Below are 24,100 nucleotides of genomic sequence, written 5' to 3' on the forward strand. Positions count from 1 at the left end.
GGGCCGTCCCTCACCTGCTGGAACGCGAAAAGAGCAATTTCCGCCACGGCGCTTGCCTGCCGTCGGTCCTCGTGATGCGCACCACCTGCTGCTGCTTGGCGCCGAGGCGCAGTTCGGCCGCGGCGAAGAGGCGATCGACAATGTAATAGTTGCCGCGTATGCGGTAGTTGACGAGCTGGTTGTCCCCGTCAGCACCGACGATGAAGAGCGGCGGGGCCTCGCCCTGATCGATGCGGCGCGGAAACTCGATGTAGACCTTGCTGCCATCATCGAACGCGCGCGTCGGCCTCCAGGGCGGCATGTCGCCGGTAATCGAATAGCGGAAGCGAATATTTTCGAGAGCCACATTCGACGCCACTGGCATAGCAGCCTCGGCCTGCGCATCGCGCCGGCGTAGCGCGATAATCTGGTCCTCGCTGTAGGTCCAGGAGATTGCCGCCATGGCGGTCTTATCCGTGCTTTGAAGCTGCAAGTGATAGCTTCGCCGGTCCGTGGTGATCACCAGATTGGTGGCAAGTCCTGGCGCGAAGGGCTTCACCAGCACATGGGTGCGCTGGTCATCGCCAGAGCCACTGACGGTATCGCCTATTACCCAGCGCACTGTATCGCCGGCCGACACGGATTGGAGTTTCTCGCCTGACTGCAGAGCGATATCGCTGACGCGCTCCGGTGCGGCATAGAGCTGGTAGAGCGCGCCTTCGGCAAAGGGGTAAACCTGCACCGCATTCACATAGCCATATTTGGTGGGTTGCTGCGTCGCCGCCTTGTTGGCATCGGCGACACGTTCTTCAGGCGAGCGCCTGTCTTCAGCAGCCTTGCCCGGCTCGGGCTGCAACTGGCCGGGCAGCGGTAGCGGTTTCGGCACTTCCACGACTTTGACGGGCTTCTCCGGCGCCTTCTCGATTGCCGCCGGTTGGAACTTGGCAGCATCATAGGAAATCTGAGGTGGCGGCACCGGCTTCGAGGCACAGGCGGAGATGACCGCAGCCGACGTCGACAGGACCAGTGCAGTGCGGAGCGACGAGAGTCTATTTATCATTGGCGGGCTCCTTTGGGGGAACGGAAGTCTGCGCGGCACTGTCGAGCTCGCGCGACCAGTCGATGGCATTGATGAAGACGCCGAGCGGGTTTTTGCGCAGCTGATCGGTATTGTTCGGCGGCCGGATCACAATGGTGAGGATCCCGGTCCAACGCGTTGTGCTGGCGAGGCTGCCGCGCTCAAAGACCTGCTCGGTCCATTTGACTTGAAAGGAGCTGTCGGACGCTCGAACCACGCTCGTCACCTGCACCGAGACGCTGCGCGTGCCGATCTTGCCGAACGGGTCGTTGGCCTTAGCGTACTCGTTGAGAAAGAGGGCTCCGCGGTCGGTGGCAAAGTCGTAGGCCGAGAGCCAATTCTGCCGCACCAGCACCGCATCGGTGGAAACAGAGCGGACATTCTGGATGAAGCGGCCGAGATGCCAGGCGATCTGGGCATCGGTGGGCTCGTAGTCCCGGATTGCTGGAGCGACGGCGCGCGCCTCGCCGAAACGATCAACCTCGACGACATAGGGCACGACGCGGCCCTGCATCGACTGCCACAAGAGTCCACCAGAGAGCCCGGTGGTCAGAGCGAGGCAGCCAAAGGCCATCAGGCGCCAGTTCCTTGCCTGCACGCGCGCAGTGCCGATGCGCTCGTCCCAAAGTTGGGCGGCCTTCTGGTATGGTGTGACGGGGTGGGGCGTCTTCCCGTAACGCTGAACAGGTCGCTTGAAGAGCATCTAGTCTTCCTTATCGTTGAGAGAGGGGTTGGCGCCGCTTCCACCCCGATCGCCATCGCGGACGGCCTGCGTGGCGGCGTGGCGATGGGCGCGCGCGGTCTGTTCGGAACGCAAGCGCCTCGCCCACGCCGGCGCGGCATCGGCACCTGACGCGGCAGGGTTTCCGGTCATTGATGCGGTCGGCGTGCCGCCCGTCGCGGTCCAGGCGGCATCGCGGCCGGCATCGGCGCTGCGCCGGAATGGTTCTGTTGCAGATCGCATTCCCCGAATCGCGGCGCCGCCAGCTGCGCCGGCAACGCCCTGCAGTCCAGCAGCTACGCCGGAGAGGCCGGACTCGGGCGATGTTGCACGCCTCATCTGCCAAGCTGTGGAAGCAGCCGATCCCATGGCCGTGCCGGCTCGAACGGCGGCGAGACCGCCGCCGGTTGCCATGCGCGCGCCGGCAAGCGCCGCACCTCCGGCAACGAGCGTTGATCCGGCGGCCGCCGCGGTGGTTCCGAGTGCGGCTCCCGCGCCAAGCTGCGGCGCGCCGGAAACAAGACCCGAGGCAATTCCCGGTCCGAAAATGCCGAGCCCAAGCAGCGCCAACGCGCCCAGTACCTGTGACATGGCCGCGGCCAAGTCCGGCTCCTTGCCTTGCAGGGCGGAAGCGAACTCGCCGAAGAGCGTGGAGCCGATGCCGACGATGACGGCAAGCACCATCACCTTAATGCCCGACGAGATCACATTGCCGAGCACGCGCTCGGCCAGAAACGCCGAGCGGTTCCAGAGCGCGAAGGGCACCAGAACAAAGCCGGCCAATGTGGTGAGTTTGAACTCCAGGATGGTGATGAAAAGCTGGATGGAAAGGATGAAGAAGGCGATGAGGACCAGGAACCAGGCGAGAAGCAGCACGAAGATGGTCAGCGCGTTGCCAAAAATCTCGGGGAAGCCGACTAGCTGGCTCGCTTGATTGAGCAGCGGCCAGGCGCCCTCGAAGCCGGCCGCGGCAATGCGGCCTGGCCGCAGGAGACTGTCGGCGGACAGATTGCCGGCCGATGCGTTGATGCCGAGGCCGGCAAAGGAATGGTAGATGATGTCGGCGAGGTTCTTAAAATTGTTCAGGATGAAGGCGAAGGCGCCGACATAGAGCACTTTTCGGACAAGCCGGCCAAGAACATTGGGCTCGCCGCCGAACGCCCAGACCAGGCCTGCCAGCGTGATGTCGATGCCGATCAGGATGGTGGTGAGAAAGGCGACGTCGCCCGAAAGCAGACCGAACCCGCTATCAATATAGCGGGTAAAAGTCTCCATGAAGCGATCAATGACGCCGAGGTCATTCATGTCGCCGCCTTCCTCGTTGTCTTGAAGAACTGCTGATCAGTTGCCGGGATAGGCCGTACCGGTGCCCAGGAAACGCTTCGTCGTCTCGCGGGCGGCTTCCTCGGACTGCGCCTTGCGGGCAGCATCTTCGGCTTCAGCCCGGAACTGGGTCGCGAGCAGCGTCTGAATCTGGATCTGCTGCTTGGTCGAAAGCGCGATCAGCTGATTGGTGGCCTGGCTTGCCTCAAGGGCACCTGCCGCGCCCTGACTGCGGTTGACGAGATCGGTAAGCAGGTCGCCGTCGGCCCGCACGTTCTCCACGATCTGCGACTGCGCGCTCATGGTTTGGCGGAACGCCTGCATGGCGTTTTGCCAGCGCTCGCGCGCGGCGCTCGCCACATCGCTGACCTTGATTGTGGCGTCGTAGCTTTCCGGATATTGCACACGCCACTGGTTCTGAAGCTTGTCGAGATCGAAGCTCAGGCCGCTGGCCTGGGTCATCAGGCCGTCGATCCGTTGGAGCGAACCTGTGAGCTGGCCGACGGAAGAAAAATCCAGGCGCTGAAGGTTGCGCGCCATGTTCTGCAGCATGGTCGCCTGGTTCTGAAGCGACTGGATCTGGTTGTTTATCTGCTCCAGGGAACGTGCCGCTGTCAGCACGTTCTGCGCATAATTCGACGGATCGAACACGATCAGGGCGTGGGCCGGCTGGACGTAGTCGGCCATCGGTTTTGCGATCAGGGAAACGGTGATCAGGCTGGTGAGAAGGCGGCGCCGCATCATGACGATTGCTCCTTGTCTGGTTGAGGGAATTGCTGGAGAAGCTCGGCAGCCCAATCGAGGCCGCGCGCACTCAGGAACCGGGAGGCAAAGCTGTCCTGCCCGTGCTCTGACAGGACGCTGTCGATCAAAGCTTGCGTGGCCGGATCAGAGGCGCCGCAGAGCGCAAGAGCGATCGGGCCGAGCCCGAGCTCGAAGAGGCGGTTGCCGCGGCGCGACTGCAGATAATACTGGCGCTTCGGTGTGGCACGGGCGACCAATTCGATTTGCCGCTCGTTCAGGCCGAAGCACTCATAGGCTGCCCGCACCTGCGGTTCCACGGCACGGTCATTGGGAAGAAAAATGCGCTGTGGGCAGCTCTCGATGATTGCCGGCGCGATCGACGAGGCAGCGATGTCTGCAAGTGACTGCGTGGCGAAAATGACGGAGACGTTCTTCTTTCGCAGCACCTTCAGCCATTCGCGGATGCGGGCGGCAAAGAGCGGGTTGTCGAGATAGACCCAGGCCTCGTCGAGCATGAGCAGTGTTGGCCGGCCGTCGAACCGCTCCTCGAGGCGATGGAAGAGATAGGTGAGCACCGGCAGCACGGCGCCTTCCTGGTGCATCAGCTCTTCGGTCTCGAAACACTGCACATCCGACAAAGCCAGCCGATCTTCATCGGCATCGAGCAGACGCCCGAACGGGCCATCGAGCGTGTACGGCATCAACGCGGATTTCAGCGCATTGGACTGAAGCAGGACCGACAGTCCAGTGAGCGTGCGTTCCTGCGCCGGCGCGGTGGCAAGGCTGGTCAGGGCCGACCAGATCGCCTCCTTCACCTCCGGCGTTACGGTGACATTCTCATGGGCGATGAGGCCGGCGATCCATTCGGCTGCCCAGCTGCGGACAGCCTGGTCATTGATATTGCGCAGCGGTTGGAAGGCAAGCGCACCGTCCGCGCCCAGAGCGTGGTGTTCTCCGCCCATGGCCAGTGTTGCCGCACGAGCCGAATTGCCCTTGTCGAAGACATAGACCTGCGCCCCGGCATAGCGTCGAAACTGCAGAGCGACTAGCGCAAGCAGAACCGACTTGCCGGCACCGGTCGGCCCAACGACCAGCATGTGGCCGACATCGCCGACGTGGGTAGAAAGCCGAAACGGTGTCGACCCGCTGGTCTCTGCGAAGAGAAGCGGCGGGGATTCGGTCCCAGTCACATTGGCGAGATGCTCGTTATCCACCGGACCGGCCCACGCCGACGACAGCGGCATGACGTGGGCAAGGTTCAGCGTGTGAATGAGCGGCTGGCGAACGTTAGCGTAGACATGACCGGGCAACGAGCCGAGCCACGCCTCGACCGCATTGATGCTTTCACGGATCGTGGTGAAGCCGAGCCCGCTGACGATGCGCTCAACCGCTCGGAGCTTTTCCGCGGCGGCCTGCCGGTGCTTGTCCCATACCGTCACCGTTGTGGTGAGATAGCCGAAGCCGACGTGATCGCCGCCCAACGCCTGAAGGGCGGCATCCGCGTCCAGGGCCTTGTTGTCGGCGTCACTATCGACGAGAGGGACGGGTTCGTTGGTCACGGCCTCGCGCAGGATGGCGGCGACCGATTTGCGCTTGGCAAACCACTGACGGCGCAACCGTGTCATCGTCTTGGTGGCTTCCGTCTTGTCGAGCGGGATGAAGCGCGTCATCCAGCGATAGGCGAAATCCTGATGGTTGAGCGCGTCGAGGATCCCTGGCCGGGTGACGTTCGGGAAACCAAGGATGGTGAGGGTGCACAGATGCTGCTCACCCAGCATCGGCTCCAGGCCGCCGGTAAGCGGCGCGTCAACCAGAACACCGTCGAGATACATTGGCGTTTCCGGCATGGCGACCGGATGGCGGTAGGTCGAGATTGTGCCGTGCAGATAGGTTAGCGTCTCGGCATCATCGAGGGCGCGCACTTCCGGGATGAAGCCGGACAGCAAATCCAGGACGCGGTCGGTCTCGTCGCGAAACCACGCCAGCTCCTGGCGCCAGTCTCTAGCCCCTCCCGAGTGATGCGAGTCGACCAGTGCGCTTTCCGCCCGCGCCTGGCCATCTGGCGCCGGCATGCAGACCAAGGTCAGATGATAGCGACTCTCGAAGTGCGCGACCTTGCCCTCGAATGCCGCGCGCCGTTCCTCATCGACCAGCCATGAGGCAGCATCGGGAAAAGCCGAGCTCGGATAGCCCAGCGCTTCAACGCGCTCGGCCTCGAAAAACAACCCCCATCCGGAGCCCAACCTTCGTAGCGCATTGTTGGCTCGTGCGCAGATGCCGACCAATTCGGCTTCGGTCGCGCTTTCAAGGTCGGGGCCACGGAACCGGAAGGTTCGCTGGAAGCTACCGTCTTTATTGAGCACGATGCCGGGCGCGACCAAAGCGGCCCAGGGCAAATGATCGGCAAGCCGATCGGCTTTGCCGCGATACTCCGAAAGGTTCAGCATGCAAGCCACCCCTTCAGGCGAAGATGACGGACAAGCACGCTGGCGAAGTCCGGATCGCGGCGAGCGGCAAAGACCGCGAGCGTGTGGCCGGCGATCCAGAGCGCCAGTCCGGCGATCCACTGCTGCAGGCCAAGGCCTATTGCCGCGGCCACCGTGCCGTTGAGGATCGCCACCGCTCGCGGCGCGCCGCCCAGCAGGATCGGCTCAGTCAATGCCCTGTGAACGGGGACTTCGAAACCCTCGATATGCTGCTCTCCGGTGGCCATCAAACGAGTACCCCGCCGCCGAAGGAGAAGAAGGAGAGAAAGAAGCTCGATGCCGCGAAGGCGATCGACAGGCCGAAGACAATCTGGATCAGCCGGCGAAAACCGCCTGCCGTGTCACCGAAAGCAAGGGTCAGGCCGGTGGTGATGATGATGATCACCGCGACGATCTTGGCGACCGGTCCCTGCACCGACTCAAGGATCTGCTGCAGCGGCTGTTCCCAAGGCATGCCGGAGCCCGCTGCGTGGGCCGGGACGGTGAGAAGAAACGCGAGCGCGGTGGACGAGAGGAAGCGAAGCTTCTTGCGCATGAGGTGACCTTTCAAAACTGCTGGAGTTGCGGAAGCGTGAGCGGGGTGACGGCGTAATCACCGCGGCTGTCGAGACCGGTGACCTCAGCGATCGCGTCAATGCGGCGCGAGGATCCGCGCCCAGCGATGAAGACGATCAGATCTACCGCATCAGCGATGAGGCGGCGGGGAACGGTGACGACGGCTTCCTGGGCGAGCTGCTCGATACGGTAGAGAGCGGAGCGCGCCGAATTGGCGTGAACCGTCGCGATGCCGCCGGGATGCCCGGTGTTCCATGCCTTCAGCATGTCCAGGGCTTCCGCGCCCCTGACTTCGCCCACGATGATGCGGTCGGGTCTGAGCCGCAGGGTCGAGCGCACCAGATCGGCGAGCGTGACCGACCCCCGCCTCGTCCTCAAGGCAACGCAATCCTTCGCCGCGCATTGCAGTTCGCGCGTGTCCTCGATCAGGATCACCCGCTCGTCGCAATCGGCGACTTGTGCCAGCAGCGCATTGGCAAGTGTTGTCTTGCCCGACGACGTGCCGCCGGCGACCAGGATGTTGCGCCGCTCGCGGACCGCCTTCTTCAGCGCATCGGCCTGCAGCGGCAGCATGACCCGGTCGGCGACATAGTCGGCCAACGTGTAGAGTTTCGCTGCAGGCGTTCGGATGGCGAAGCATGGCCCCAGCACGACAGGCGGCAGCAGACCCTCGAAGCGCTCGCCCGATGGCAATTCGGCGCTGACAATCGGATTGTCCGCATGCGCCTCGGCGCGCACGTGGGAGGCGACCAGGCGGATGATGCGTTCGGCCTCAGAAGGATGCATGTGCACGCCGGTGTCGACCCGGCCTTCACCCAACCGGTCGAGCCGCAGCGCACCGTCGGGATTGACCATCACCTCAATGACGGTCGGATCGGCAAGGGCTTCGGTGATCGCAGGACCCATGGCGGTGCGCAGCATGACGCGGCGGCGATGGTCGGCTTCCGGATGAGAACTCATCCTTCCCCTCCCCTGCGATCGTCGGTGCCAAGTGACCGTTTCCCGGAAGCGATTTGGCGGCCGACCTGTTCGACGAATTTGTCGAAGCGCTCCTGGGCAATCGCTTGCGTGGCCCTGTCCGGCACCGGCGTGTGAGCATGAAGCGTGATCGAAAAGCGGATGAAGAGCGCCAGGCTCTCCAGGATCATCTCGACATCGCGCCTGACATGTCCGAGGTCGCGGGAAAGACGGTCGAGCCTCTTGCCGTAGCGCTGGTCGAGTTCATTCTCCCCACGTCGCTCGATAAAGGCCTCGACCGCGTGCGCCACAATGGCCGATTTGGTGGTCGATGGATTGCGGCTGAGGTTCTCCAGCTTCTCGCTCAACTCGGGTTCAAGCAAAAACTGGTGACGAATGCGGTGGGGCTTCATGCTGCTCGTTCCTCTGACCGGCGCTGATGCACCGGCGACGGGAACGAGCATCGTCGAGATCCTCGAAATCGCTTACGGCCGTTATCTACGCTGAGATGCGCCCGCGTATGGCGCGCCGTTCAGAAGCCGGGCACGATGTCCTTGTCGTCGCCCATTCCCTCATTGAGGCCGTACGCACGTGCTGCGGTGGAAATCCGATCCATGACGCGCTTGTCGGCGAGCGTCTCGCAGTCATCGTCTGCGGGCGTGAACAGATCGCCATGATCAGGCTCCTGGGCGACGAGGGTCCGTTCTTCGGGCAGGCCCGGATGGCGCTGCTGCTGGACACCTCCGTCTTCGATTGCCGCGCCGGCACTGTCGTCGTCGCCAGCAAGACGCCGATCCACGCCGCGCACCTGTCCGCTCCAATCGTCCGGGCGCGACGTGGGCCGATCCGCGTAGGCACCGTCGCGCAGCACCGGCGAAGGCAGCACTCGCTCCGTGAAATTCGGATCCTGGTAATAACGCAACTTCTTGGCGCGAATCGGCGGCAATCCCGAAACCAGGATTAGTTCGTCAGCCTGCGGCAACTGCATCACCTCACCCGGCGTCAGCAGGGGGCGAGCGGTCTCTTGGCGGCTTACCATGACGTGGGACAACCAGGGCGCCAACCGATGGCCGGCATAGTTGCGCATCGATCTGAGTTCCGTCGCGGTACCGAGCGCGTCCGAGATGCGTTTGGCCGTGCGCTCGTCATTTGAGGAAAAGGCAATCCGCACATGGCAATTGTCGAGAATGGCGTTGTTCTCGCCATAGGCCTTGGAGATTTGGTTCAACGATTGCGCGATGAGATAGGCGCGGATGCCGTAACCCGCCATGAAGGCCAGGGCGGTCTCGAAGAAATCGAGCCGTCCCAGCGCCGGAAATTCATCCAGCATCATCAGGAGCTGATGCTTGCGGGTCTTCTTTGGATCGCCCTCCAGGCGCTCGGTCAGCCGCCGGCCGATTTGATTGAGCACCAATCGCACCAGGGGCTTAGTGCGCGAGATATCCGACGGCGGCACGACCAGATACAGCGACATCGGTCGCTCGGCATCCACAAGGTCGGCAATGCGCCAGTCGCAGGCCGATGTTGCCGCGGCAACCGTTGGATCTCGATAGAGCCCGAGAAACGACATGGCGGTCGAGAGAACGCCTGAGCGCTCGTTCTCTGACTTGTTCAGCACCTCACGAGCCGCCGAGGCCACGACCGGATGGACCTGGGGCTTGTCCACCGTGCCGAGGTGGTTGGTGGTCATCATCCGCTGCAGTGTCGCAGCGAATGAGCGTTGCGGGTCCGACAGGAAGGTGGCGACACGGGCGAGTGTCTTTTCCTCTTCGGCGTAGAGCACGTGCAAGATGGCGCCAACTAGGAGTGAATGACTGGTCTTCTCCCAATGGTTCCGCCGCTCCAGCGCGCCTTCCGGATCGACGAGAATGTCTGCGATGTTCTGAACGTCCCGGACCTCATCCGGACCTTTGCGCACTTCCAGCAGCGGGTTGTAGTGCGCCGATCTCGGATCGGTAGGATTGAACAAAAGGCAGTACGAGAACTTCGACCTCCAGCCAGAGGTCAGCTGCCAGTTCTCGCCTTTGATGTCGTGAATAACGGCCGAGCCGGTCCAGGAAAGAAGGGTTGGAACAACGAGTCCCACGCCCTTGCCCGAACGTGTCGGCGCAAAGGCCATGACGTGTTCCGGTCCGTCATGGCGCAGATAGCGATAATTCAGTCCGCCAAGGAAAACGCCGGCCGGCTGAAACAGCCCCGCCTTCTCGATCTCCAGCTTCATGGCCCATCGTGAGGACCCATAGGTGGTGACCAACCCCCGCTGCCGTGCGCGCCAGAGGGACCCAGCTATCGCGGCGGCACAGCCCAGGAACCCGCTGGCTCCGGCAAGTATGCCAGCCTTGTCGAAGACTTCAGGCGCATAGGCGTCAAATTGGAACCACCATTCGAACAGTTTCCACGGCTGGTAGATCGGCCAGCCGACTGTCACAAACCATGGTGCGCCGAGTGGCGGCTGATAGGAGAGCATGTAGGCGCACCATTGGGTTGCAGTCCACACGCCAAGAATGACAATTGCGAATACGACAGCGATCTGCCCAATCAGCAACTTCGTGGGTGTCAATGGCTTGCTCCGCTCTTCTGGGCAGACGGACCAAACATCGCGCCGAGCGATGAGAATTCGAACGGCCTCTACGTGCGACCAGGTGCGATGACAAGGTTGATAGGCATTGTTCACCTGCGAAAGCGAAAATCCGCCGCAGCAACCTGTCGGCGGTGCCAGGTACGCGGTTGGTCGCAGAAATGTTGGCTTCTGTGCAGGCACATTAGATGTGCTGACAGACAAACCTCAGACAAGTCCGGAAGATATGCCCGCCTATCATTGGAGCCGACGCGTTTGTGCGGGTAGCGAGGAAGATTCTGGCCGGCGATGGATGGCGGATCCACACTGCCTTTTTACGCGCTTCGAAGCACGAAGCGTGAACCATTTGTGCCTCGATCTTGGTTCGGTCTCGGCTTGCAGGAGGTCGATTGACGAACGCCAGCCTGGTCGTACGCGGAGTTCGTGAGAAAGCTTAACGTCAGCGACATCGACATCGAAAATGCGATCACCGAGCGAAAGGTGAAATGTCGCTCCGCTGACGCTTCAAAGCCAAGCCCGCGCGCCTCACCGATAAGAGCTTTAGCTATCGCGTTGGCGGCATCGTCGCGGTGCCTTCGGGACGTCGAATAGGCCCACCCGCGGCGCTCGCACTCGATCTCGGCGCGGGTTTTCCCTTGTCTCATCGCTCTGTCAGCGCGTTGCAAATGAGCGAAACCAAGCTGTCGCGCGCTCGCTTGTGAAGCGCGCCTTTCGGCTGCCATGCAAGGAAATCATCAACGCTCATCCAATCAACCGGGTTTGTGTCGGCGTCTGGCTGGCTGAATTCCACATACAGATGCAGTTCGTCCGGCACGAAGACGACCCTCCACGATCCTTTGATATCGTTGGCAAGGTTGTAGGCGATGGCGGTCATGGCGATCCACTCCTTCGCCTGGAGCGTGCCTATCTCACGGGAAAATTCCATCGCCAGAAGTTGGTATTGACGCTCCCGTTTTCTCAGAAATCCAACGTCCACGTGATGCCGAAAGGTGCAGCTAGCTTTTTGTGCATCTCGATTGGGAACACTGGACCGCCGCGAAAGTTCGGTGCACGCAGCGAATCCTCCACCTCCAGGTATTGCTGCAGATCGGTATCCCGATCGGCCCGCGCTCCCGCAAGGCGCGGGCCTCGGCCTGTGGTGCTCATGCCGTCTACTTCGATCCGCAAGATGGAATATGATCTGGATAGAAGGACCCTCTCGGTGTGGTTCGTCGCCAGCCGTAAACGGTACGAGTTTGAGGGGGTTCCGCCGGAAACCTTTGCCGCGTTCCGGGCCGCGTTCGCTAAGGGCCGCTATTTCAACGACCATATCCGCAACAATTTCCGCTACCGTCTGGTTGCGAGCGATAGCGACCCGGGATGACCTGACCTGCCGGCGGCTCAATCGTCCTGTCGCTCCAACCGGCGGTTGGTGGACGCGTTGCCGCCGTTGCGCTTAGGGTTGGTTACGGTCCGCGCTCACTTGGCAAGCCCAACCCCCCCGCATCCCCCCGCCTGGTGCAAAGCGTTTGATCGGTCCCGCCGTTCTGGCAGTGCGGCGGGACTTTTTTGCGGTCCAGGTGGAACATCGGCGCGCGGGGAAGGCGCGGTGCACGCAGCACCCCTTTTCTCATCCAACGTACGTCGGTGGCGCGCTGAAGGGTCTCAACGTCGGTCTGCCGCCGGAGCTCAACTAGCTGGGCTATTGCTCGACCGGAAGCGGCTCGTGCTGCGGCTCAGCGTGGTGGAACACCTGTCCAAGATCGCGCGCGTCGAACGTTTGGCCGCAGACTGGGCAGTAGACCAAGTGCTTCGCCTCGTCCTCTACCGGCCCGTCATGCGGCCTGCCCTCATAGCCGGTCGCGATGTTGTCGGTTCTAATCCGGGGCATCTGCAAGTGCGTTTGGTCGTTTTGGCGGCCGATACTTCTCCACCAACCGGACCTTCTCACGGTCGACCGTGACCAATGGCCCGAGGTCGATCGTCACAGTGTTCTCTTCGATGCGCGTGACCTCGCGTCTCAGGTCGATTTGCTGGCCTCGGTTCAACTTGGTGTGGTCGATGATGGAATGTGGGAAGTCGTAACCTGGGATACAGACGCTTACGCGGTCCTCTGTTATCCACCTTCGAACCGTGGCAGTAATCGCCACCTGGTCACCAATGCCTATTCCCCGAGCCATGCCATGGATTCTGGTGCGGGCAGTGTCTTCTTCAAGAGGTTTCTAATATACGCCGGCCATCCTAACGCTGACCTACGGCCAGAGTTACAAAAGTTGAACTTCATCGGGGAACACTCCTTCTGTCTGCCTGTTCGATTTGCCAGGCGCATCCCGCGCATTCAGACAGGAGAAAGAAGATGAAACGCATCCTTTTGGCTTCGGCCGTGCTGGCGGTGTCGGCCGGGCTTTCCTTTGCCCAGGCGACCAGCGGAACTTCGAGCGGAACTTCGAGCGGAACCTCGACGAGCGGAACCTCGACCACGACAACCATGCCCAGCACGACGGATCAGGGCACCGGCACGACGAGCAGCGGCACCAACATGTCCGGCGATCAGGGCACCGACACGACCACCACCAGCGGCACCACGAATCCGAACTCGGCCAGGGACTGTGCGCCCGGCCAGCAGACTGGCAGCGCTCAGCAGGCTGCGCCAGGTCAGCAGGACACGACAGCCAACACCGCCGCGCCGGGCCAGGTGAAAAAGACCGACGAAGGTTGCTGATTGGCACATCGGCTCAGGTTGGAATCACCAGCGGGCTGGCTGATCTCCCCCGACCACCGCCTGAACTCAACTCGGCTGGCGAGCAAGTTCCCGCCAGCTCAACGTTCTGATGCTGAAAATACTGGACCAGATCTATGCGTTCTCACCGTGGCGCCAGCGAAGCGACGACACCGGGGCGGGACAGGCGAGGCCGCTACAGCTCCAGGCTTGTCTTCCCGGTGCGCACGGCGTCGACGACTTCGCTCATCGAGTCGAGGACGAGCTGGCCGACGATCCGCATGCGGATCAGCAACTCAGGGTCGATCGAGGGACGGCCGATCGGGCAGGCCGCACCCTAATACCCAAGCGGAAAGGCCACGCCCACGCCTGGACACGGCCAGTGTATAGCGGCGGGCTGCTTGCCAAATGAGCTCTAGTGATGTCGAGCGCCCGCTGCGCCGATATGAGCGTGGAGGCCACGAACAGGCGTATCAAAGGTCTGGCCTGATCGCGCCGGTTGATGATGCGGATAAAGGCCTGGTGGTCAGGCATCAGCGGCTCGGCCGCCGCCACGATCTCGGCCTGCCGCCACTTGTAGAAGGGCGCCAGATACTGGCGAATGGCCTTGAGCGTAGCGTCATGCTGGAGCGCCAACGGATCGGGATCGATGCCGCCAAAAGGCGACAAGACCAAGTACCCAGGACGGAAGCCAACAGCGATGGGGAAGCGCGACAAGATCGTGAAGTTGGATGCCGAGGGCATGACCAGAACAGCGATAGCCAAAGGAACTGGGGGTCAGTGAGCGGAGCGTTTATCGGGCGCTTCAGGGGACCGGTGAGCGCCGATAGGTGACCACTAGGACTACGAGGCGAATTAGGCCCCACCAGACTATGAAACGCTCCTCTCCCAAGCTGACCCGCGCTCTTCCGTATCTTGACCCTCAGCTTCAGACGCCTGTCGAGGAAGTGTTCGACGCTGGCCATCACCCGTGCGCCCGCACGCTCGCTGCGAACATGGAGGGCAGTCGTCGACGTAGCGAACGAAGCAGTGCTTGCGTCGCTCCAGTTCCTTGTCGAGTTCGTCCAGCATTCCGACTTTGAAACATGGCTGATTTCCACACAGTCGCGGCGGGGCAAGACCGGCTTTTAAGCGTTTGAGACGGATCTCATGGATGGTCGCTGGCTCTGGATGACGGAAACGGATCAAAACGACGGCTGGATGCTCTGCATAGCCAACGAGATCACAATCTGCGGCTTCGGAAGCGAGGCTAGTCTCCATGACGTCAGGGCACGCCGCCGCTTCCGGTCTGCCAGCCTGGCGCATGTGTCAACAGTTCCGAGCCGAAGCACTGCACCGCCCTCCCAGCCAAAGAAAGTTGGCTCGCCCGACTGGCAGAAGAAGGCCTCGATGCTTCGCGCCTTCGCGGGGCCGTCAGCCAGACCATCGCCGGTGGGCCGCCGAAGGAACGTGGCATCCTTGCCGCGCTGCGCCGATCCCGCTGCCGGAGCCGATCTCCAGGTCAAGATCTGATGCGACATCTGCTCGATACAAACCGCCTCGGAGCCCCTGCTCTAAAGGACGGCCCAACGAAACGACCATAATCTTTTCATCTCCTCCTCACAGTCGTCGAATTCATCGCGGTATGCTTGAGAAGCCGTCGGCAAGCGGCGTGACGAGCTCGAAAAATAGTTCGCGGCGTCGGACGGTGCACGGATGCTTTTTGCCGGCCGGGTCCTGTTGTACGACGAGAGGATGGTCCGGCTAGGCAAAGTGCCGGGCCCAAGGAGAGCCAGCTCAGCCTCAATCGCATCGGCCAGCGATTCTTTGAATTCGCGGTAGTCCACATTCATGCAACCACTGCCCTTGTCTTCGCGTTTAGCTGCGTTCAATCGTGGGGAGCGACAAGAATGCGGGCCTTCAGTCCAATTACAATCTGCCTCAATCGCAACCTGACGGTGGTCGCGTCCATAGCCGACGCAATGAAGGTGCTTCAGCAACCATGGCCTAGAATGGGAAAGCCGGGGCGGCTCAACGCGATCCGAATGGTCGAGGAGTCCCTCGCCGGGCATTGCAGCCAGCAAGCTGCGCTCGAGGCCTTCAAGGCGGCCGCGGCTGAACAGGGACTCCTTAGAACAAGAGGGACCACCGCAGGTCTGGGGAAAATTGCGCGGATGGTTGAAGATCTGATGTGAGGTCATGCCGGCCTCGCTAACACTGAAGAGGCGCCTCACTTGAAGCCCGAAATACTGCCTTCTCCCGCGGCAGCCGAAACGCCTCAAAACGGGCTATTAGCCTGGACGTGAGAAGGCCCTGGCTGTACAGTCTAAATGAGATCGACTGGTCGTCGTAGGGCCCGTCGAAGTCAACGGGCTGGACCAAGCGTGTCAAAGACACGACTGGCGAAGAGATCGTGCCCAGCAGAGCGTGAGGGATCGCGATGCCAAGACCGATGCCGTCGAGCCGAGACACTCGCGGTCGAAGAGACCACGGAGAATCATCTGCTCATCAAGCCCAGTTCTCCGCGCAATCCTGATCGCGATTTTTGATAAGGTGCAGCCGCACTGTTTGGCCAGCGCAGAAATTCACCGTCGGATAAGTGGGTCCTGGCTGTCCCGGACGCGAAGACAGCCGAGCGTCCGTGCGAAGCGTCGCGAGATTTTTGAACAAAAGCGCGAGCTCTCTACGCTTGCCGAGGGCTTCAGGCGGAAAGCGTTCAAGAGGGCCGTAGCGGCCAAGCAGCCGGGCAGCCGAGACCAGGCCGATGCCTTCGAGACCCGGATAGCCATCAGCGGCATCACCGACGAGCGCGAGGAAATCTGGAATGAGGGCCGGCTCAACTCCGAACTTCTCGCGTACACCCGCGCCATCGCGAATTTTCTGGGTCCTGCGGTCTACCTGGACCACGTGGTCACCGCGGACACACTGCGCGAGATCCTTGTCCGGCGTCCAGATGCACACCTTCTGCACGCGCTCATCGGCAGCCGCGCTGTGCGCCGCGGAGGCCAGCGCGTCGTCGGCTTCCAGCTCCATCATCGGCCAGACCGCCACTCCCATCGCCGCCAAGGCTTCCTCGAGGGGGTGAAACTGCGCGAGCAACGCCGGCTCGATGCCATCCCCGGTCTTGTAGCCGGGCCAGAGCTGATTTCTAAAGATTCGACTACATGATCGGTAGCCACCCCAACGTGTGTGGCGCCATTCTCGATCATCTCCAGCACTGTGTTCAGCACGCCGACGACGGCGCCAAACGGCTTGTCTCGGCCGTTGTTGAACCGGCGTTGGCCGTAGAAGTGGCGAAACAGTTCGTATGTGCCGTCTACTAAATGTACGATCATTGCAATCCTCGAGGAAAAGCATTCGGCCCGGTCTGCAAAGCTAGACGACAGTTGGCCTTCTCCAAACCTTCAAGTAGGTGCGCTCCGCGAACAACGAGAAGATCAGCTACCTGCCGCGCAAGCTCAGCGAAGAGGGCAGCGGCCCGTTCGGGACCTCTGCTACTATGCACATTGGGGCAAACTTGCGATCTTCTACGCCGGCTACCACTGGTCCAGGGATTGATTAGGCTCGGTCGCATCGACGGCGGCTTCGATCCTCTGCTGGTGGGAGGCGAATTCCGCTCCGCATCGAACTCCTCTCCTGATCCCATGCTGACGACAGGACAACAACAATGCTTGGAACAGTTCTTTATGGTCCTGGCGACATCCGCTGCGATGAAGTCGCCGACCCGAAGGTTCTTCATCCGACTGACCCATCATCCAGCTCTCGGCGACCTGCATTTGCGGCTCGGAACTGTGGCCGTATAGGGGGATCCAGAATGTCGAAGCCCCATGCACATGGGTCAAGAATACTGCGGCATCGTCCGAGGTCGGCAGCGAAATCAGGACGGTTCGTCCCGGCCAGTTCGCTGGCGGAGAGTTGGCTTTCGAGTTTGCTGAGGCCGAGTGAGACGGCGCAAGCCATTGCCAGAACTTGATGTTTTCTGAGTTCGCTCTGCACTGGGGTCATACACCTTGATATGGTCTTATGTCCTTAGTCCTAGGACAGAGGACACACCGCATGAATGGGATGAAAAGTCAGGATATCGTGGTGCTTCTGAAGCTCGTGAGCTTGCAGGAGCAGGAGGGGCAAATTGGCTCCGGGGAGCTTCATTGGAGCTTCTCGGGCGAGGCCCCGTACTCAGTTCGCGGCCTGGAATCGCTACTCGGGATCAGCAAAACGAGATCGACGCTTCGATCAAGCGAAGCCTCTCGTCGGGACTCGCCATCAAAGATCGAGATACGGGCCGAGCCAATTCCCCTCGCCGCAATCTACACAATTTTATCGGCCACGGACTGAAATTTGTGTTCCCCGCAAGGCGGGCGGCATCACGCGCGGCATGCCGACGGCCTTTGCCGCGCCAATGCTAAAAGGACTGCTGATGAGCGGCGGTGAGTACATCCACATCTGGCCGTTTGCGGAAGGCCGGGATATGGGGCAATCGATCGAGCCCTTGTTCAAGAGCGTGCCTGAAGCTGTTCCGAAAGATGAGCGGCTGGACGAATATCTTGCGCTTGTCGATGCGATCCGGCTCGGAAACCAGCGGGAGGTGGGCCTTGCCGGTGAGCGGCTTTCTGAAAGGCTTCTGAAGAAATGACTACCATCAGAGGCGAGCTGCTCCACATGCTACAGATAGTAGCCGAGGCGCTGGGAAGCGACTTTCGGGAGCGTCTGATATTTGTGGGCGGATGCACGACCGCTCTTTTCATTACCGACGAAGTCACGCTTTGGGGATGTCAGGGCGACGGACGATGTCGATCTCATTGTCGATCTACTCCGCAAAGCGCGGTGTTGGTCGGAGATAATGGAACCTTATACCGCAATCCAGCTTAGCTAGTTGTAATGTCCCCTCCTCTTTTGCAGCAGGCATGCAGGCCTCCTCCGGCTCCATCTGACGCTGCCCCCAGTTTCTATCCATTTTTGAGTTCCTCAGCCCTCCAGGAACGCCAGAAGCGCCGCATTCACCGCGTTGCTCTCTTCGCGTTGAACCCAATGCGTCCCCTCCTCGAAAGTCTGCAGGCGGCCATCGTCGCAAAGGGCGAGACTGCGCTTGGCCAGCCCGGATTCCAGAGCCTGGTCCTGCATCCCCCACATAACAAGAGTGGGCGTCGTGATCCGCTCCTTCAGGCTCGGGCGAAAGCGCAAGGCGCGATACCAGTTGAGCATGCTGGTCAGCGCCCCCGGCCGCTCCCAAGCCTGCCGATATTCTGCAATCTCCTCTTCTTCGAAGGCGCCTTCCCGGCTGGATGTCCTAAGTGCTCGTGCGAGCAAGGCGGAGCGCCGCGCACCCAAAACGGCTTCGGGCAGCGAGGGGATCTGGAAGAAAACCGCGTAGCTGCTCCGCAGAAACTGCGTCGGAGATCGCAGGGCATGGGTAAACAGCACCTCGGGATGGGGCGCATTCAGGATGACGAGCTTGTCCAGGCGATGAGGCAACTTTGCCCCGGCGGCCCAAGCGACGATGCCGCCCCAGTCATGTCCGACGAGGTGAAACCTTCCGATGCCGAGCGCGTCGGCTAGGGCGACGACATCGCCGAGCAGCTTGGGGAGCGTGTACTCGCTGATACCCTCTGGCTTGTCGCTGGTGTTGTAGCCCCTCTGGTCGGGAACGATGACCCGATATCCGGCGGAAGCGAGCGTGCCGATCTGCCGTCTCCAGCCGATCCAGAAGTCCGGGAAGCCGTGCAGGAGCATGACCGGCTTACCCCCGGCAGGCCCGGCCTGAACGACATGAAACCGAATGCTTCCGGCGTTGACGAACTGATGTTCAGGCGCGAGCGAGACCATGGCTGGTAACGCGGGTGTCCTAAAACTGATCCAGCGCAATGAGGATTATCAGGCTGTCGTCCCGACAACATGCACGCTCAGCCGTCGCATCCCCCGCCAGATGAGCATGGGAGCCGAAGGGCCAAGTGGGGATCGCGCAGTTGTTGCTGCAGGCGGCGGATGTTTATTTGTAAGCGCAGGTCTGCACCTGCATCCTTTGGCGCTATTATACGTTTGCCCCGCGAAGAAGATGCTCCGGACCGGCGGCCATGTCGAAGAAAACAACCGAGGACGCTTACGAAGGTCAAGTGCAACTTGAGCGGCGGGCCGAACGGGAGAGCCGCGGACGCAATGCCGAATGGCCGTCAGAGATTCCCAGCCGCGGCTGGAAGGACGTGCTGTGGCAGGTCTTTGCTGAGGTAACCGAGGACCGTGTTATGCTGATCGCGGCGGGGGCTGCATTTTATCTGCTTCTTGCCCTCTTTCCAGCGCTTGCCGCGTTCGTGTCCATCTATGGTTTCGTCGCCGATCCTCAGACCATCGCTGAGCACATTGCGTTCCTTGGCGGCGTACTGCCTTCGGGAGGTCTGGATATTATCAGATCTCAGCTTGCGTCCTTGGCCGCTCAGAAGGCTGGCGCGCTCAGCTTCGGCTTCATCTTCGGCCTTGCCGTCGCACTGTGGAGCGCCAGTAACGGCATAAAGACGCTATTCGAAGCCATGAACATCGCCTACGAGGAGAGTGAAAAGCGCGGCTTCATCCACCTGAATCTCCTGGCCTTGGGCTTCACACTTGGCGCCATCCTCATTGGTATCGGCTTTATCATCTCGGTGGGGATTGTGCCGGCCGTGCTTGCGCTGCTGAACCTCGGCGGCTGGACCGAAGCCCTTGTGCGGATCTTTCGGTGGCCGATGATGCTGATCATGGTGGGCGTCGGGATCACGCTGATTTACCGCTACGGACCCAGCCGGGAAAGGGCAAAGTGGCAATGGGCGACATGGGGCGCCTTCCTCGCCGCTGTGGTCTGGATCGCAGTCTCGATAGGCTTCTCCTATTATCTTGAAAACTTCGCCAACTACAACGCCACGTATGGGGCTCTTGGGGCAGTCATCGGCTTGATGATGTGGACTTGGATTTCTGTGATTATCCTGGTTGTAGGTGCGGAGCTGAATTCCGAGATGGAGCATCAGACAGCGATGGACACCACCACAGGTGCGCAGCAGCCGATGGGTGCGCGAGGTGCCACGGTTGCCGACACGCTGGGCGGATCGGCCGATGCCGCCGACCAGCAGTCGCGTTTTGACGAGCGCAACGAGTAGCGCGCAGATCACTTTGGACACCATGGTCAAGCGGCTGTAACCAACGCCGCGGCGCGTAGCCCAGAACGGCTCAAGGCGCTGGTCGCCCGGCTTGCCCAGGTGACTGGCGATCTCACCATCCAGAAGCAACGCAAAAGCGCCGTCGCCGATGCCGAACCCCTCGCCAGCCTCGACGAGGTCATTGTTCTGCTCAAGCGTCAGAGCCGCCGACTTGAAGGGCGAGATCGCCTCGCTAGCGACGACGACCCGCTGTGGGCCTGTCTCGATTAGGTCTTCCGTTCGGTCAACGGTGTCGCCCGCGTACTCCTGATGGCCGAGTTGCCCGAGATTGGCACCCTTTCCAATAAGGCCATCGCCAAACTCGTAGGCTTGGCGCCGATCGCCAGTGACAGCGGCAGGCGCAGCGGTCGAAGACCGGTGCGCGGCGGCCGTGAAGGTCCGCGCTCCAGCCTCTCCTCGTCGCGCTCACCGTCGCCAGATATGATCCCCTCGCGCCTTCAGACAGGAAAGGAAAAGATGACTATTCGCATTGCGCCCGCCCGCAAGCTACCCATCATTCCCAATGCAAAAGCACGCGATGCGCGCCTCGAGTTCGCAAACGCAACTTGAAACCCCAGATAGTCACTCATTGGGAACCAACGGGCCTTACCTCCGTTTGCTCCTCGAATGGAGGAAACCATGAACAACCGGAATTCTGAACGGCGTCCCCCGACTGCGGTAAGAGTTGGTGACGGTACCTCGGAAGACATAGGAGCGACTGTAAGCGGCACGTTATCCAAAGCGTCCGACATAGCGCAAGGGGCAGCGGAAACCGCCAAACGGGCGGCCGTTGGTGGCGCGTCCACCGTGACCAATCAGGTGAAGGAGATGTTGGACCGTCAGGTCGGCAGCGGCGCCGAGGTGATGGGCCAACTGGCGAGTTCGACCAAGCGTGCGGCCGAGGACCTCGACGCAAACGCACCGATAGTCGCTGGGGTCGTGCGCACCTTCGCGAATAGGCTTGATGGATACGCAGACGACCTGCGAGACAGGTCCGTCGATCAGCTGGTTCTTGCAGCGTCCGATTTCGCGAGGCGCAAGCCGGGTTTGGTGTTTGGGCTGGCCGCCGTAGCGGGCTTTTTGACGTTCCGCACACTGAAGAGCGCGCCTCCCGCACCAGAGTCCATCAAAGGAAGGCGGCAGGGAGCGAACTGATCTGATGGCACAGGAACATCTGAAGAATTCGCCTCTCCCTCAAGCACTGTCGGCAGTGTTGGCGGACGTCGCGGACCTCTTTCAAAAAGAGTTGCGCCTGGCGCATGCGGAGCTGTCCGCCAACGTCTCAACGAAGCTCCAAGCAGGTGTGTGGATGTCTGCTGCTGGCGCGCTGGGAGTGGTCGCCGCTCTGCTTCTAATGCAAGCCCTCGTACTTGGAATCGCCAGCTTAGGGATAGCCCTGCACTGGTCGTGTCTGATCGTCGCGGCCGCAACGGGCGTCGCCGCTGCTTTCGCCTATTATAGGGGCCGGGCTGATGCGCAAAAACAACTTCTGCCGACACACTCCATTAGCCAAATAAAGCAGGATATTGCGACAACCAAGGAGCAACTAACATGAGCCGCAATTCACAGGTCCAGGATTTTGGAACGAAAGAATGGCTTCTCAGCTCCGCTAGGAACAATCCCGAAGGCCTTCTGCTCGTCGCAGCAGGGTGCGCGCTGCTAATGCGCAGCCGCGGTTCAAGTGCCGGGCATCGCGAGCAATCCCGTGGAACCAACGGGCGCCAAAATGCTCCGCACGTACGCACCGCCAGCGGCGGGGCGTCAAAAACGCAGGAAGAGGCTAGCGAGACAGCTGAGGCCATGCGCGACAATTTAGCCGGCATTGGGGAGAAGGTGAGTGAAACCGCAAGTCACTACGCATCATCGGCCGCGGCATACGCAGAACAGGCCGGTCGCACCGTATCCGAGAAGTCAGGGCGCGTGGTGCAGCAAGCCCAATCAACGTTCCAGGACACGATTGGCCGCATGGTGGAAGAACAGCCATTGGCTTTTGTCCTGGCCGGCTTCGCAGCCGGTGCCGCTATAGCTGCTGCTTTACCGGCCAGCGATGTCGAGAGGCGCACGCTCGGCCCTGCAGGAGAGCGATTGACGGATGCTGCTGAAAAAGCTGGGGACCGCTTGAAGTCTTCGACAGCAAAGGCGGGCGAACGGCTCAAGAGCGTCGCCGAGGAACGTGGGCTGAATTCGGACGGCCTCAAGGAGGTGGCGAGGGACGTTGCGGGCGCCTTTGGAAGCGCCTTGTCAGAAGAGCAATCAAGTGAACCCGTGCAGCCGCCTTCGCCAAGCCCAAGTGGATCGAGCGGTTCATCCACTCCGGCCGCCAAGCTGCAACCGGGCAGCGCCACCCCTTCGGAAGGAATAACGGCCAAATCGCGGTCGGGCAACGCTCGGTCGAGCAAACCTGCCCGCCCCGGTGGCAAGAGAGATTTATGATGGCCGATCCGCAACTTGAGCATCTTGAATACGAAGTTGAGGCTGCCCGGGCTAAGCTCGCCGAGGACTTGTCGACACTTCGGTCGCCAAACACGCTCTCCGAATTTACCGATGATTTGAAACACGAAGCGCTTGAGGCAAAGAATGCCCTGGTGGAGAAAGCAAGAGCCTCAATGCAATCGGTGGCGCAGGCGATTATTGACGATCTCAAGGCCAAGGCGGCTGCCAATCCGAGCGCTGCTTTGGCGATTGGGGCCGGTTTGGGGTGGCGTTTCCTCCGCCATCCGCCGATCGCAACCGCACTCGTCGGAGCGGGATTGATCAGCTTGTGGCGGACCAATTCAGCCCGGCCACCCGGCGAGCAGCAGGTGGATCACCTATCGTACGCCAAGGAGCGCCTGAAGGAGCAATCTAGTGATTTGGCGGAAAGCGTCAGTGATTTCGCTCTTGAAACGGCTGGTAAAATAAAACGCGAAGCTGCCGAGTTGACCGGCGTGGCCAAGGAAACTGTTAAAGAGAAGACAGAACGTCTAGCTGCGGGTATCCGCCATAGCGGCGCTGGGGCGCACGAGGGCGAGACTGCCGCAAGAGCATCCGCACCCTTCGATGAAGCTTCGTTAGCTATTCAAGACGCATCGGGCAATGAGCATACCGAGGACAAACTCCTTCTGGCGGCGGCAGGTTTGGCAGTCGCCGCGGCTGTCGGCTTTGCCTATCAACGACGTCTGAATGAGCAGATGGACACCGACCGAACTGGATGAGCGTAGACAGAGGTCATTGCAGAGAAACAGTCGTCCTGAAGGCAAAGTATGATGCCGCGCTGACATTTATCGAGTCCCGACGAGTTCAGCCATCGGATTGCATATTCTGGAACCACGGACGGCGCGATGACGATGCGCACGGCGGAGAAGACAAAGCGGTCAACCCCTTCGAGCATGATGATCGTCGGCCGGTCGGTCACGGCCTTCAGCGAAACCGCCAGCGACCGGCTGAAGCGGAATTCACCCCGAAAACCGTGCAAGTGCTGCCGACCCCATAACGTGAGCGCAACGGCGCGCTCTGTCCGCTGTCAGGACGAACTTTCTCCGATCCGGCTTGGCGCTGCCGGTGCCCGCGCACGCAACTGCTCAGTCATCTGGGGCGTTCTCGGGCATTCCGCTATCGCGACCTCGTTTCGAACGTTTTAACACGCCCACTCGAGCTTGATCTCGCCGAGCGCTGCGCTAGCCCTTCCGATCTGGCTATTGCCAATGCGTATTTAACCAGGCTTGCGCAGGCGAACGCTTCGACTCGACCAGGCTTGCGCGTACGCATCCGGTGAAGACCGCAGACGTGCGCATCCGGCAGCCAGGAGAACCTGAGCACCGGAGTGCTGGGGTCAAGCTTTCTTTGGGGAGACGCGATGATAT

General features: G+C 61.3%; 29 protein-coding genes and 3 pseudogenes. 15 read left to right on the top strand and 17 right to left on the bottom strand.

Translation table 11 applies throughout. The annotated features are described in order from the left end of the window. Positions 1-10: 10 nt before the first annotated feature. From trbG to NKH28_RS27045, 12 genes are all read right to left on the bottom strand, one after another. A complete protein-coding gene (trbG, locus tag NKH28_RS26990; RefSeq protein WP_352517829.1) occupies positions 11-1,039 on the bottom strand; it encodes a P-type conjugative transfer protein TrbG in 1,029 nt (342 codons plus the stop codon). Beyond that, the gene (gene trbF, locus NKH28_RS26995; RefSeq protein WP_352458767.1) at positions 1,029-1,760 is read right to left on the bottom strand and encodes a conjugal transfer protein TrbF; all 732 of its coding nucleotides are present in this window, start codon (positions 1,758-1,760) and stop codon (positions 1,029-1,031) included. The genes trbG and trbF overlap by 11 nt, the downstream gene beginning before the upstream one ends. Beyond that, positions 1,761-3,083 (bottom strand): P-type conjugative transfer protein TrbL, encoded by a 1,323-nt coding sequence (trbL, locus tag NKH28_RS27000; protein ID WP_352980834.1) that lies wholly within the window; start codon positions 3,081-3,083, stop codon positions 1,761-1,763. It abuts the gene before it with no gap. 36 nt (positions 3,084-3,119) lie between these two features. Next, positions 3,120-3,845 carry a P-type conjugative transfer protein TrbJ gene (gene trbJ, locus NKH28_RS27005; protein ID WP_023718720.1) on the bottom strand — a complete coding sequence of 242 codons (726 nt, stop codon included), beginning with the start codon at positions 3,843-3,845 and terminating at the stop codon, positions 3,120-3,122. Next, on the bottom strand, positions 3,842-6,292 hold the full coding sequence (trbE, locus tag NKH28_RS27010; protein WP_352980835.1) for a conjugal transfer protein TrbE: 2,451 nt from the start codon (positions 6,290-6,292) through the stop codon (positions 3,842-3,844). The genes trbJ and trbE overlap by 4 nt, the downstream gene beginning before the upstream one ends. After that, on the bottom strand, positions 6,286-6,558 hold the full coding sequence (locus tag NKH28_RS27015) for a VirB3 family type IV secretion system protein (protein WP_023680309.1): 273 nt from the start codon (positions 6,556-6,558) through the stop codon (positions 6,286-6,288). Before NKH28_RS27015 ends, trbE begins: the two co-directional genes overlap by 7 nt. Further along, entirely contained in the window at positions 6,558-6,866 is a 309-nt protein-coding gene (locus NKH28_RS27020) for a TrbC/VirB2 family type IV secretion system protein (RefSeq protein ID WP_352980836.1), read from the bottom strand. Before NKH28_RS27020 ends, NKH28_RS27015 begins: the two co-directional genes overlap by 1 nt. 11 nt (positions 6,867-6,877) lie before the next feature. Next, positions 6,878-7,846, bottom strand: a complete 969-nt coding sequence (gene trbB / locus NKH28_RS27025) for a P-type conjugative transfer ATPase TrbB (RefSeq protein WP_352980837.1) — start codon at positions 7,844-7,846, stop codon at positions 6,878-6,880. Further along, positions 7,843-8,256, bottom strand: a complete 414-nt coding sequence (locus NKH28_RS27030) for a CopG family transcriptional regulator (protein ID WP_352467842.1) — start codon at positions 8,254-8,256, stop codon at positions 7,843-7,845. Before NKH28_RS27030 ends, trbB begins: the two co-directional genes overlap by 4 nt. A gap of 119 nt (positions 8,257-8,375) precedes the next feature. Continuing rightward, positions 8,376-10,403: a conjugal transfer protein TraG gene (locus NKH28_RS27035; RefSeq protein ID WP_352980838.1), complete on the bottom strand. Its 2,028-nt coding sequence runs from the start codon at positions 10,401-10,403 to the stop codon at positions 8,376-8,378. 658 nt (positions 10,404-11,061) lie between these two features. Further along, entirely contained in the window at positions 11,062-11,295 is a 234-nt protein-coding gene (locus NKH28_RS27040) for a hypothetical protein (RefSeq protein ID WP_352980839.1), read from the bottom strand. Between the two features lie 83 nt (positions 11,296-11,378). Then, positions 11,379-11,567 carry a hypothetical protein gene (locus NKH28_RS27045; RefSeq protein ID WP_352779510.1) on the bottom strand — a complete coding sequence of 63 codons (189 nt, stop codon included), beginning with the start codon at positions 11,565-11,567 and terminating at the stop codon, positions 11,379-11,381. On the opposite strand from NKH28_RS27045, the gene NKH28_RS27050 reads away from it, so the two are divergent. After that, positions 11,566-11,784, top strand: coding sequence for a KTSC domain-containing protein (locus NKH28_RS27050; protein ID WP_352772395.1), 219 nt, complete (start codon positions 11,566-11,568; stop codon positions 11,782-11,784). The genes NKH28_RS27045 and NKH28_RS27050 overlap by 2 nt on opposite strands. A 318-nt stretch (positions 11,785-12,102) precedes the next feature. Here NKH28_RS27050 and NKH28_RS27055 read toward each other — a convergent pair whose 3' ends face one another. Then, positions 12,103-12,291 carry a hypothetical protein gene (locus NKH28_RS27055; RefSeq protein WP_352980840.1) on the bottom strand — a complete coding sequence of 63 codons (189 nt, stop codon included), beginning with the start codon at positions 12,289-12,291 and terminating at the stop codon, positions 12,103-12,105. A 465-nt stretch (positions 12,292-12,756) separates the two neighbouring features. On the opposite strand from NKH28_RS27055, the gene NKH28_RS27060 reads away from it, so the two are divergent. Then, complete coding sequence (locus NKH28_RS27060) at positions 12,757-13,122, top strand: hypothetical protein (protein WP_352492307.1); 366 nt, start codon at positions 12,757-12,759, stop codon at positions 13,120-13,122. Positions 13,123-13,407: 285 nt separating this feature from the next. Here NKH28_RS27060 and NKH28_RS27065 read toward each other — a convergent pair whose 3' ends face one another. Next, positions 13,408-13,884 carry a hypothetical protein gene (locus NKH28_RS27065; RefSeq protein WP_352980850.1) on the bottom strand — a complete coding sequence of 159 codons (477 nt, stop codon included), beginning with the start codon at positions 13,882-13,884 and terminating at the stop codon, positions 13,408-13,410. Positions 13,885-14,193: 309 nt separating this feature from the next. Between NKH28_RS27065 and NKH28_RS27070 the strand changes: the two are divergent. Then, a pseudogene (locus tag NKH28_RS27070) lies at positions 14,194-14,346 on the top strand (diguanylate cyclase); the annotation flags it as partial. A gap of 326 nt (positions 14,347-14,672) precedes the next feature. Here NKH28_RS27070 and NKH28_RS27075 read toward each other — a convergent pair. Further along, entirely contained in the window at positions 14,673-14,951 is a 279-nt protein-coding gene (locus NKH28_RS27075; RefSeq protein WP_352980851.1) for a hypothetical protein, read from the bottom strand. A 57-nt stretch (positions 14,952-15,008) separates the two neighbouring features. Here NKH28_RS27075 and NKH28_RS27080 point away from each other — a divergent pair, with 57 nt between their 5' ends. Then, on the top strand, positions 15,009-15,293 hold the full coding sequence (locus NKH28_RS27080) for a DUF982 domain-containing protein (RefSeq protein ID WP_023680323.1): 285 nt from the start codon (positions 15,009-15,011) through the stop codon (positions 15,291-15,293). Between the two features lie 313 nt (positions 15,294-15,606). Here NKH28_RS27080 and NKH28_RS27085 read toward each other — a convergent pair whose 3' ends face one another. Further along, positions 15,607-16,455 (bottom strand): 5'-3' exonuclease, encoded by an 849-nt coding sequence (locus NKH28_RS27085; protein ID WP_352980841.1) that lies wholly within the window; start codon positions 16,453-16,455, stop codon positions 15,607-15,609. On the opposite strand from NKH28_RS27085, the gene NKH28_RS27090 reads away from it, so the two are divergent. From NKH28_RS27090 to NKH28_RS27105, 4 genes and pseudogenes are all read left to right on the top strand, one after another. Then, the gene (locus tag NKH28_RS27090; RefSeq protein ID WP_352980842.1) at positions 16,408-16,656 is read left to right on the top strand and encodes a cyclophilin-like fold protein; all 249 of its coding nucleotides are present in this window, start codon (positions 16,408-16,410) and stop codon (positions 16,654-16,656) included. The two genes, NKH28_RS27085 and NKH28_RS27090, sit on opposite strands and share 48 nt — an antisense overlap. 109 nt (positions 16,657-16,765) lie before the next feature. Beyond that, positions 16,766-17,010 (top strand): annotated as a pseudogene (locus tag NKH28_RS27095) (alcohol dehydrogenase catalytic domain-containing protein); the annotation flags it as partial. 144 nt (positions 17,011-17,154) lie between these two features. Further along, on the top strand, positions 17,155-17,433 hold the full coding sequence (locus tag NKH28_RS27100; RefSeq protein WP_352980843.1) for a hypothetical protein: 279 nt from the start codon (positions 17,155-17,157) through the stop codon (positions 17,431-17,433). Positions 17,434-17,473: 40 nt separating this feature from the next. Beyond that, positions 17,474-17,731, top strand: a complete 258-nt coding sequence (locus NKH28_RS27105; RefSeq protein ID WP_352508334.1) for a hypothetical protein — start codon at positions 17,474-17,476, stop codon at positions 17,729-17,731. A 332-nt stretch (positions 17,732-18,063) separates the two neighbouring features. Here the strand turns inward: NKH28_RS27105 and NKH28_RS27110 are convergent, their stop codons facing one another. Further along, positions 18,064-18,921 (bottom strand): alpha/beta fold hydrolase, encoded by an 858-nt coding sequence (locus NKH28_RS27110; RefSeq protein WP_352980844.1) that lies wholly within the window; start codon positions 18,919-18,921, stop codon positions 18,064-18,066. A gap of 248 nt (positions 18,922-19,169) precedes the next feature. Between NKH28_RS27110 and NKH28_RS27115 the strand changes: the two genes are divergently transcribed. The 7 genes and pseudogenes from NKH28_RS27115 (at position 19,170) to NKH28_RS27145 (ending at position 23,452) form a co-directional block, all read left to right on the top strand. Beyond that, complete coding sequence (locus NKH28_RS27115; RefSeq protein ID WP_352980845.1) at positions 19,170-20,219, top strand: YihY/virulence factor BrkB family protein; 1,050 nt, start codon at positions 19,170-19,172, stop codon at positions 20,217-20,219. A gap of 99 nt (positions 20,220-20,318) precedes the next feature. Then, positions 20,319-20,489: a hypothetical protein gene (locus NKH28_RS27120; RefSeq protein ID WP_352662260.1), complete on the top strand. Its 171-nt coding sequence runs from the start codon at positions 20,319-20,321 to the stop codon at positions 20,487-20,489. A 15-nt stretch (positions 20,490-20,504) separates the two neighbouring features. Further along, positions 20,505-20,828 (top strand): annotated as a pseudogene (locus tag NKH28_RS27125) (transposase); the annotation flags it as partial. Positions 20,829-21,065: 237 nt separating this feature from the next. Next, entirely contained in the window at positions 21,066-21,413 is a 348-nt protein-coding gene (locus NKH28_RS27130) for a hypothetical protein (protein ID WP_352467850.1), read from the top strand. Between the two features lie 4 nt (positions 21,414-21,417). Beyond that, the gene (locus tag NKH28_RS27135; protein ID WP_352662262.1) at positions 21,418-21,813 is read left to right on the top strand and encodes a phage holin family protein; all 396 of its coding nucleotides are present in this window, start codon (positions 21,418-21,420) and stop codon (positions 21,811-21,813) included. Further along, positions 21,810-22,691 carry a hypothetical protein gene (locus NKH28_RS27140; RefSeq protein WP_352700463.1) on the top strand — a complete coding sequence of 294 codons (882 nt, stop codon included), beginning with the start codon at positions 21,810-21,812 and terminating at the stop codon, positions 22,689-22,691. The genes NKH28_RS27135 and NKH28_RS27140 overlap by 4 nt, the downstream gene beginning before the upstream one ends. Then, on the top strand, positions 22,688-23,452 hold the full coding sequence (locus tag NKH28_RS27145) for a hypothetical protein (protein WP_352980846.1): 765 nt from the start codon (positions 22,688-22,690) through the stop codon (positions 23,450-23,452). The genes NKH28_RS27140 and NKH28_RS27145 overlap by 4 nt, the downstream gene beginning before the upstream one ends. The last annotated feature ends 648 nt before the right edge of the window (positions 23,453-24,100 follow it).

The sequence above is a fragment of the Mesorhizobium sp. M1227 genome (assembly GCF_040318315.1).
Lineage (GTDB): Bacteria > Pseudomonadota > Alphaproteobacteria > Rhizobiales > Rhizobiaceae > Mesorhizobium.

Bases quoted from the DNA above. Each gene is read 5' to 3' on its own strand.
- NKH28_RS27050 (WP_352772395.1), top strand. From the start codon at position 11,566: ATGCCGTCTACTTCGATCCGCAAGATGGAATATGATCTGGATAGAAGG.
- NKH28_RS27055 (WP_352980840.1), bottom strand. From the start codon at position 12,291: ATGCCCCGGATTAGAACCGACAACATCGCGACCGGCTATGAGGGCAGG.
- NKH28_RS27020 (WP_352980836.1), bottom strand. From the start codon at position 6,866: ATGCGCAAGAAGCTTCGCTTCCTCTCGTCCACCGCGCTCGCGTTTCTT.
- NKH28_RS27080 (WP_023680323.1), top strand. From the start codon at position 15,009: ATGCGGGCCTTCAGTCCAATTACAATCTGCCTCAATCGCAACCTGACG.
- NKH28_RS27110 (WP_352980844.1), bottom strand. From the start codon at position 18,921: ATGGTCTCGCTCGCGCCTGAACATCAGTTCGTCAACGCCGGAAGCATT.
- NKH28_RS27085 (WP_352980841.1), bottom strand. From the start codon at position 16,455: ATGCTTTTCCTCGAGGATTGCAATGATCGTACATTTAGTAGACGGCAC.
- NKH28_RS27105 (WP_352508334.1), top strand. From the start codon at position 17,474: ATGCCGACGGCCTTTGCCGCGCCAATGCTAAAAGGACTGCTGATGAGC.
- NKH28_RS27015 (WP_023680309.1), bottom strand. From the start codon at position 6,558: ATGGCCACCGGAGAGCAGCATATCGAGGGTTTCGAAGTCCCCGTTCAC.
- trbJ (WP_023718720.1), bottom strand. From the start codon at position 3,845: ATGATGCGGCGCCGCCTTCTCACCAGCCTGATCACCGTTTCCCTGATC.
- NKH28_RS27135 (WP_352662262.1), top strand. From the start codon at position 21,418: ATGGCACAGGAACATCTGAAGAATTCGCCTCTCCCTCAAGCACTGTCG.
- NKH28_RS27100 (WP_352980843.1), top strand. From the start codon at position 17,155: ATGAATGGGATGAAAAGTCAGGATATCGTGGTGCTTCTGAAGCTCGTG.
- NKH28_RS27145 (WP_352980846.1), top strand. From the start codon at position 22,688: ATGATGGCCGATCCGCAACTTGAGCATCTTGAATACGAAGTTGAGGCT.
- NKH28_RS27140 (WP_352700463.1), top strand. From the start codon at position 21,810: ATGAGCCGCAATTCACAGGTCCAGGATTTTGGAACGAAAGAATGGCTT.
- trbF (WP_352458767.1), bottom strand. From the start codon at position 1,760: ATGCTCTTCAAGCGACCTGTTCAGCGTTACGGGAAGACGCCCCACCCC.
- NKH28_RS27060 (WP_352492307.1), top strand. From the start codon at position 12,757: ATGAAACGCATCCTTTTGGCTTCGGCCGTGCTGGCGGTGTCGGCCGGG.
- NKH28_RS27040 (WP_352980839.1), bottom strand. From the start codon at position 11,295: ATGACCGCCATCGCCTACAACCTTGCCAACGATATCAAAGGATCGTGG.
- NKH28_RS27115 (WP_352980845.1), top strand. From the start codon at position 19,170: ATGTCGAAGAAAACAACCGAGGACGCTTACGAAGGTCAAGTGCAACTT.
- trbE (WP_352980835.1), bottom strand. From the start codon at position 6,292: ATGCTGAACCTTTCGGAGTATCGCGGCAAAGCCGATCGGCTTGCCGAT.
- trbL (WP_352980834.1), bottom strand. From the start codon at position 3,083: ATGAATGACCTCGGCGTCATTGATCGCTTCATGGAGACTTTTACCCGC.
- NKH28_RS27045 (WP_352779510.1), bottom strand. From the start codon at position 11,567: ATGAGCACCACAGGCCGAGGCCCGCGCCTTGCGGGAGCGCGGGCCGAT.
- NKH28_RS27030 (WP_352467842.1), bottom strand. From the start codon at position 8,256: ATGAAGCCCCACCGCATTCGTCACCAGTTTTTGCTTGAACCCGAGTTG.
- trbG (WP_352517829.1), bottom strand. From the start codon at position 1,039: ATGATAAATAGACTCTCGTCGCTCCGCACTGCACTGGTCCTGTCGACG.
- trbB (WP_352980837.1), bottom strand. From the start codon at position 7,846: ATGAGTTCTCATCCGGAAGCCGACCATCGCCGCCGCGTCATGCTGCGC.
- NKH28_RS27075 (WP_352980851.1), bottom strand. From the start codon at position 14,951: ATGAATGTGGACTACCGCGAATTCAAAGAATCGCTGGCCGATGCGATT.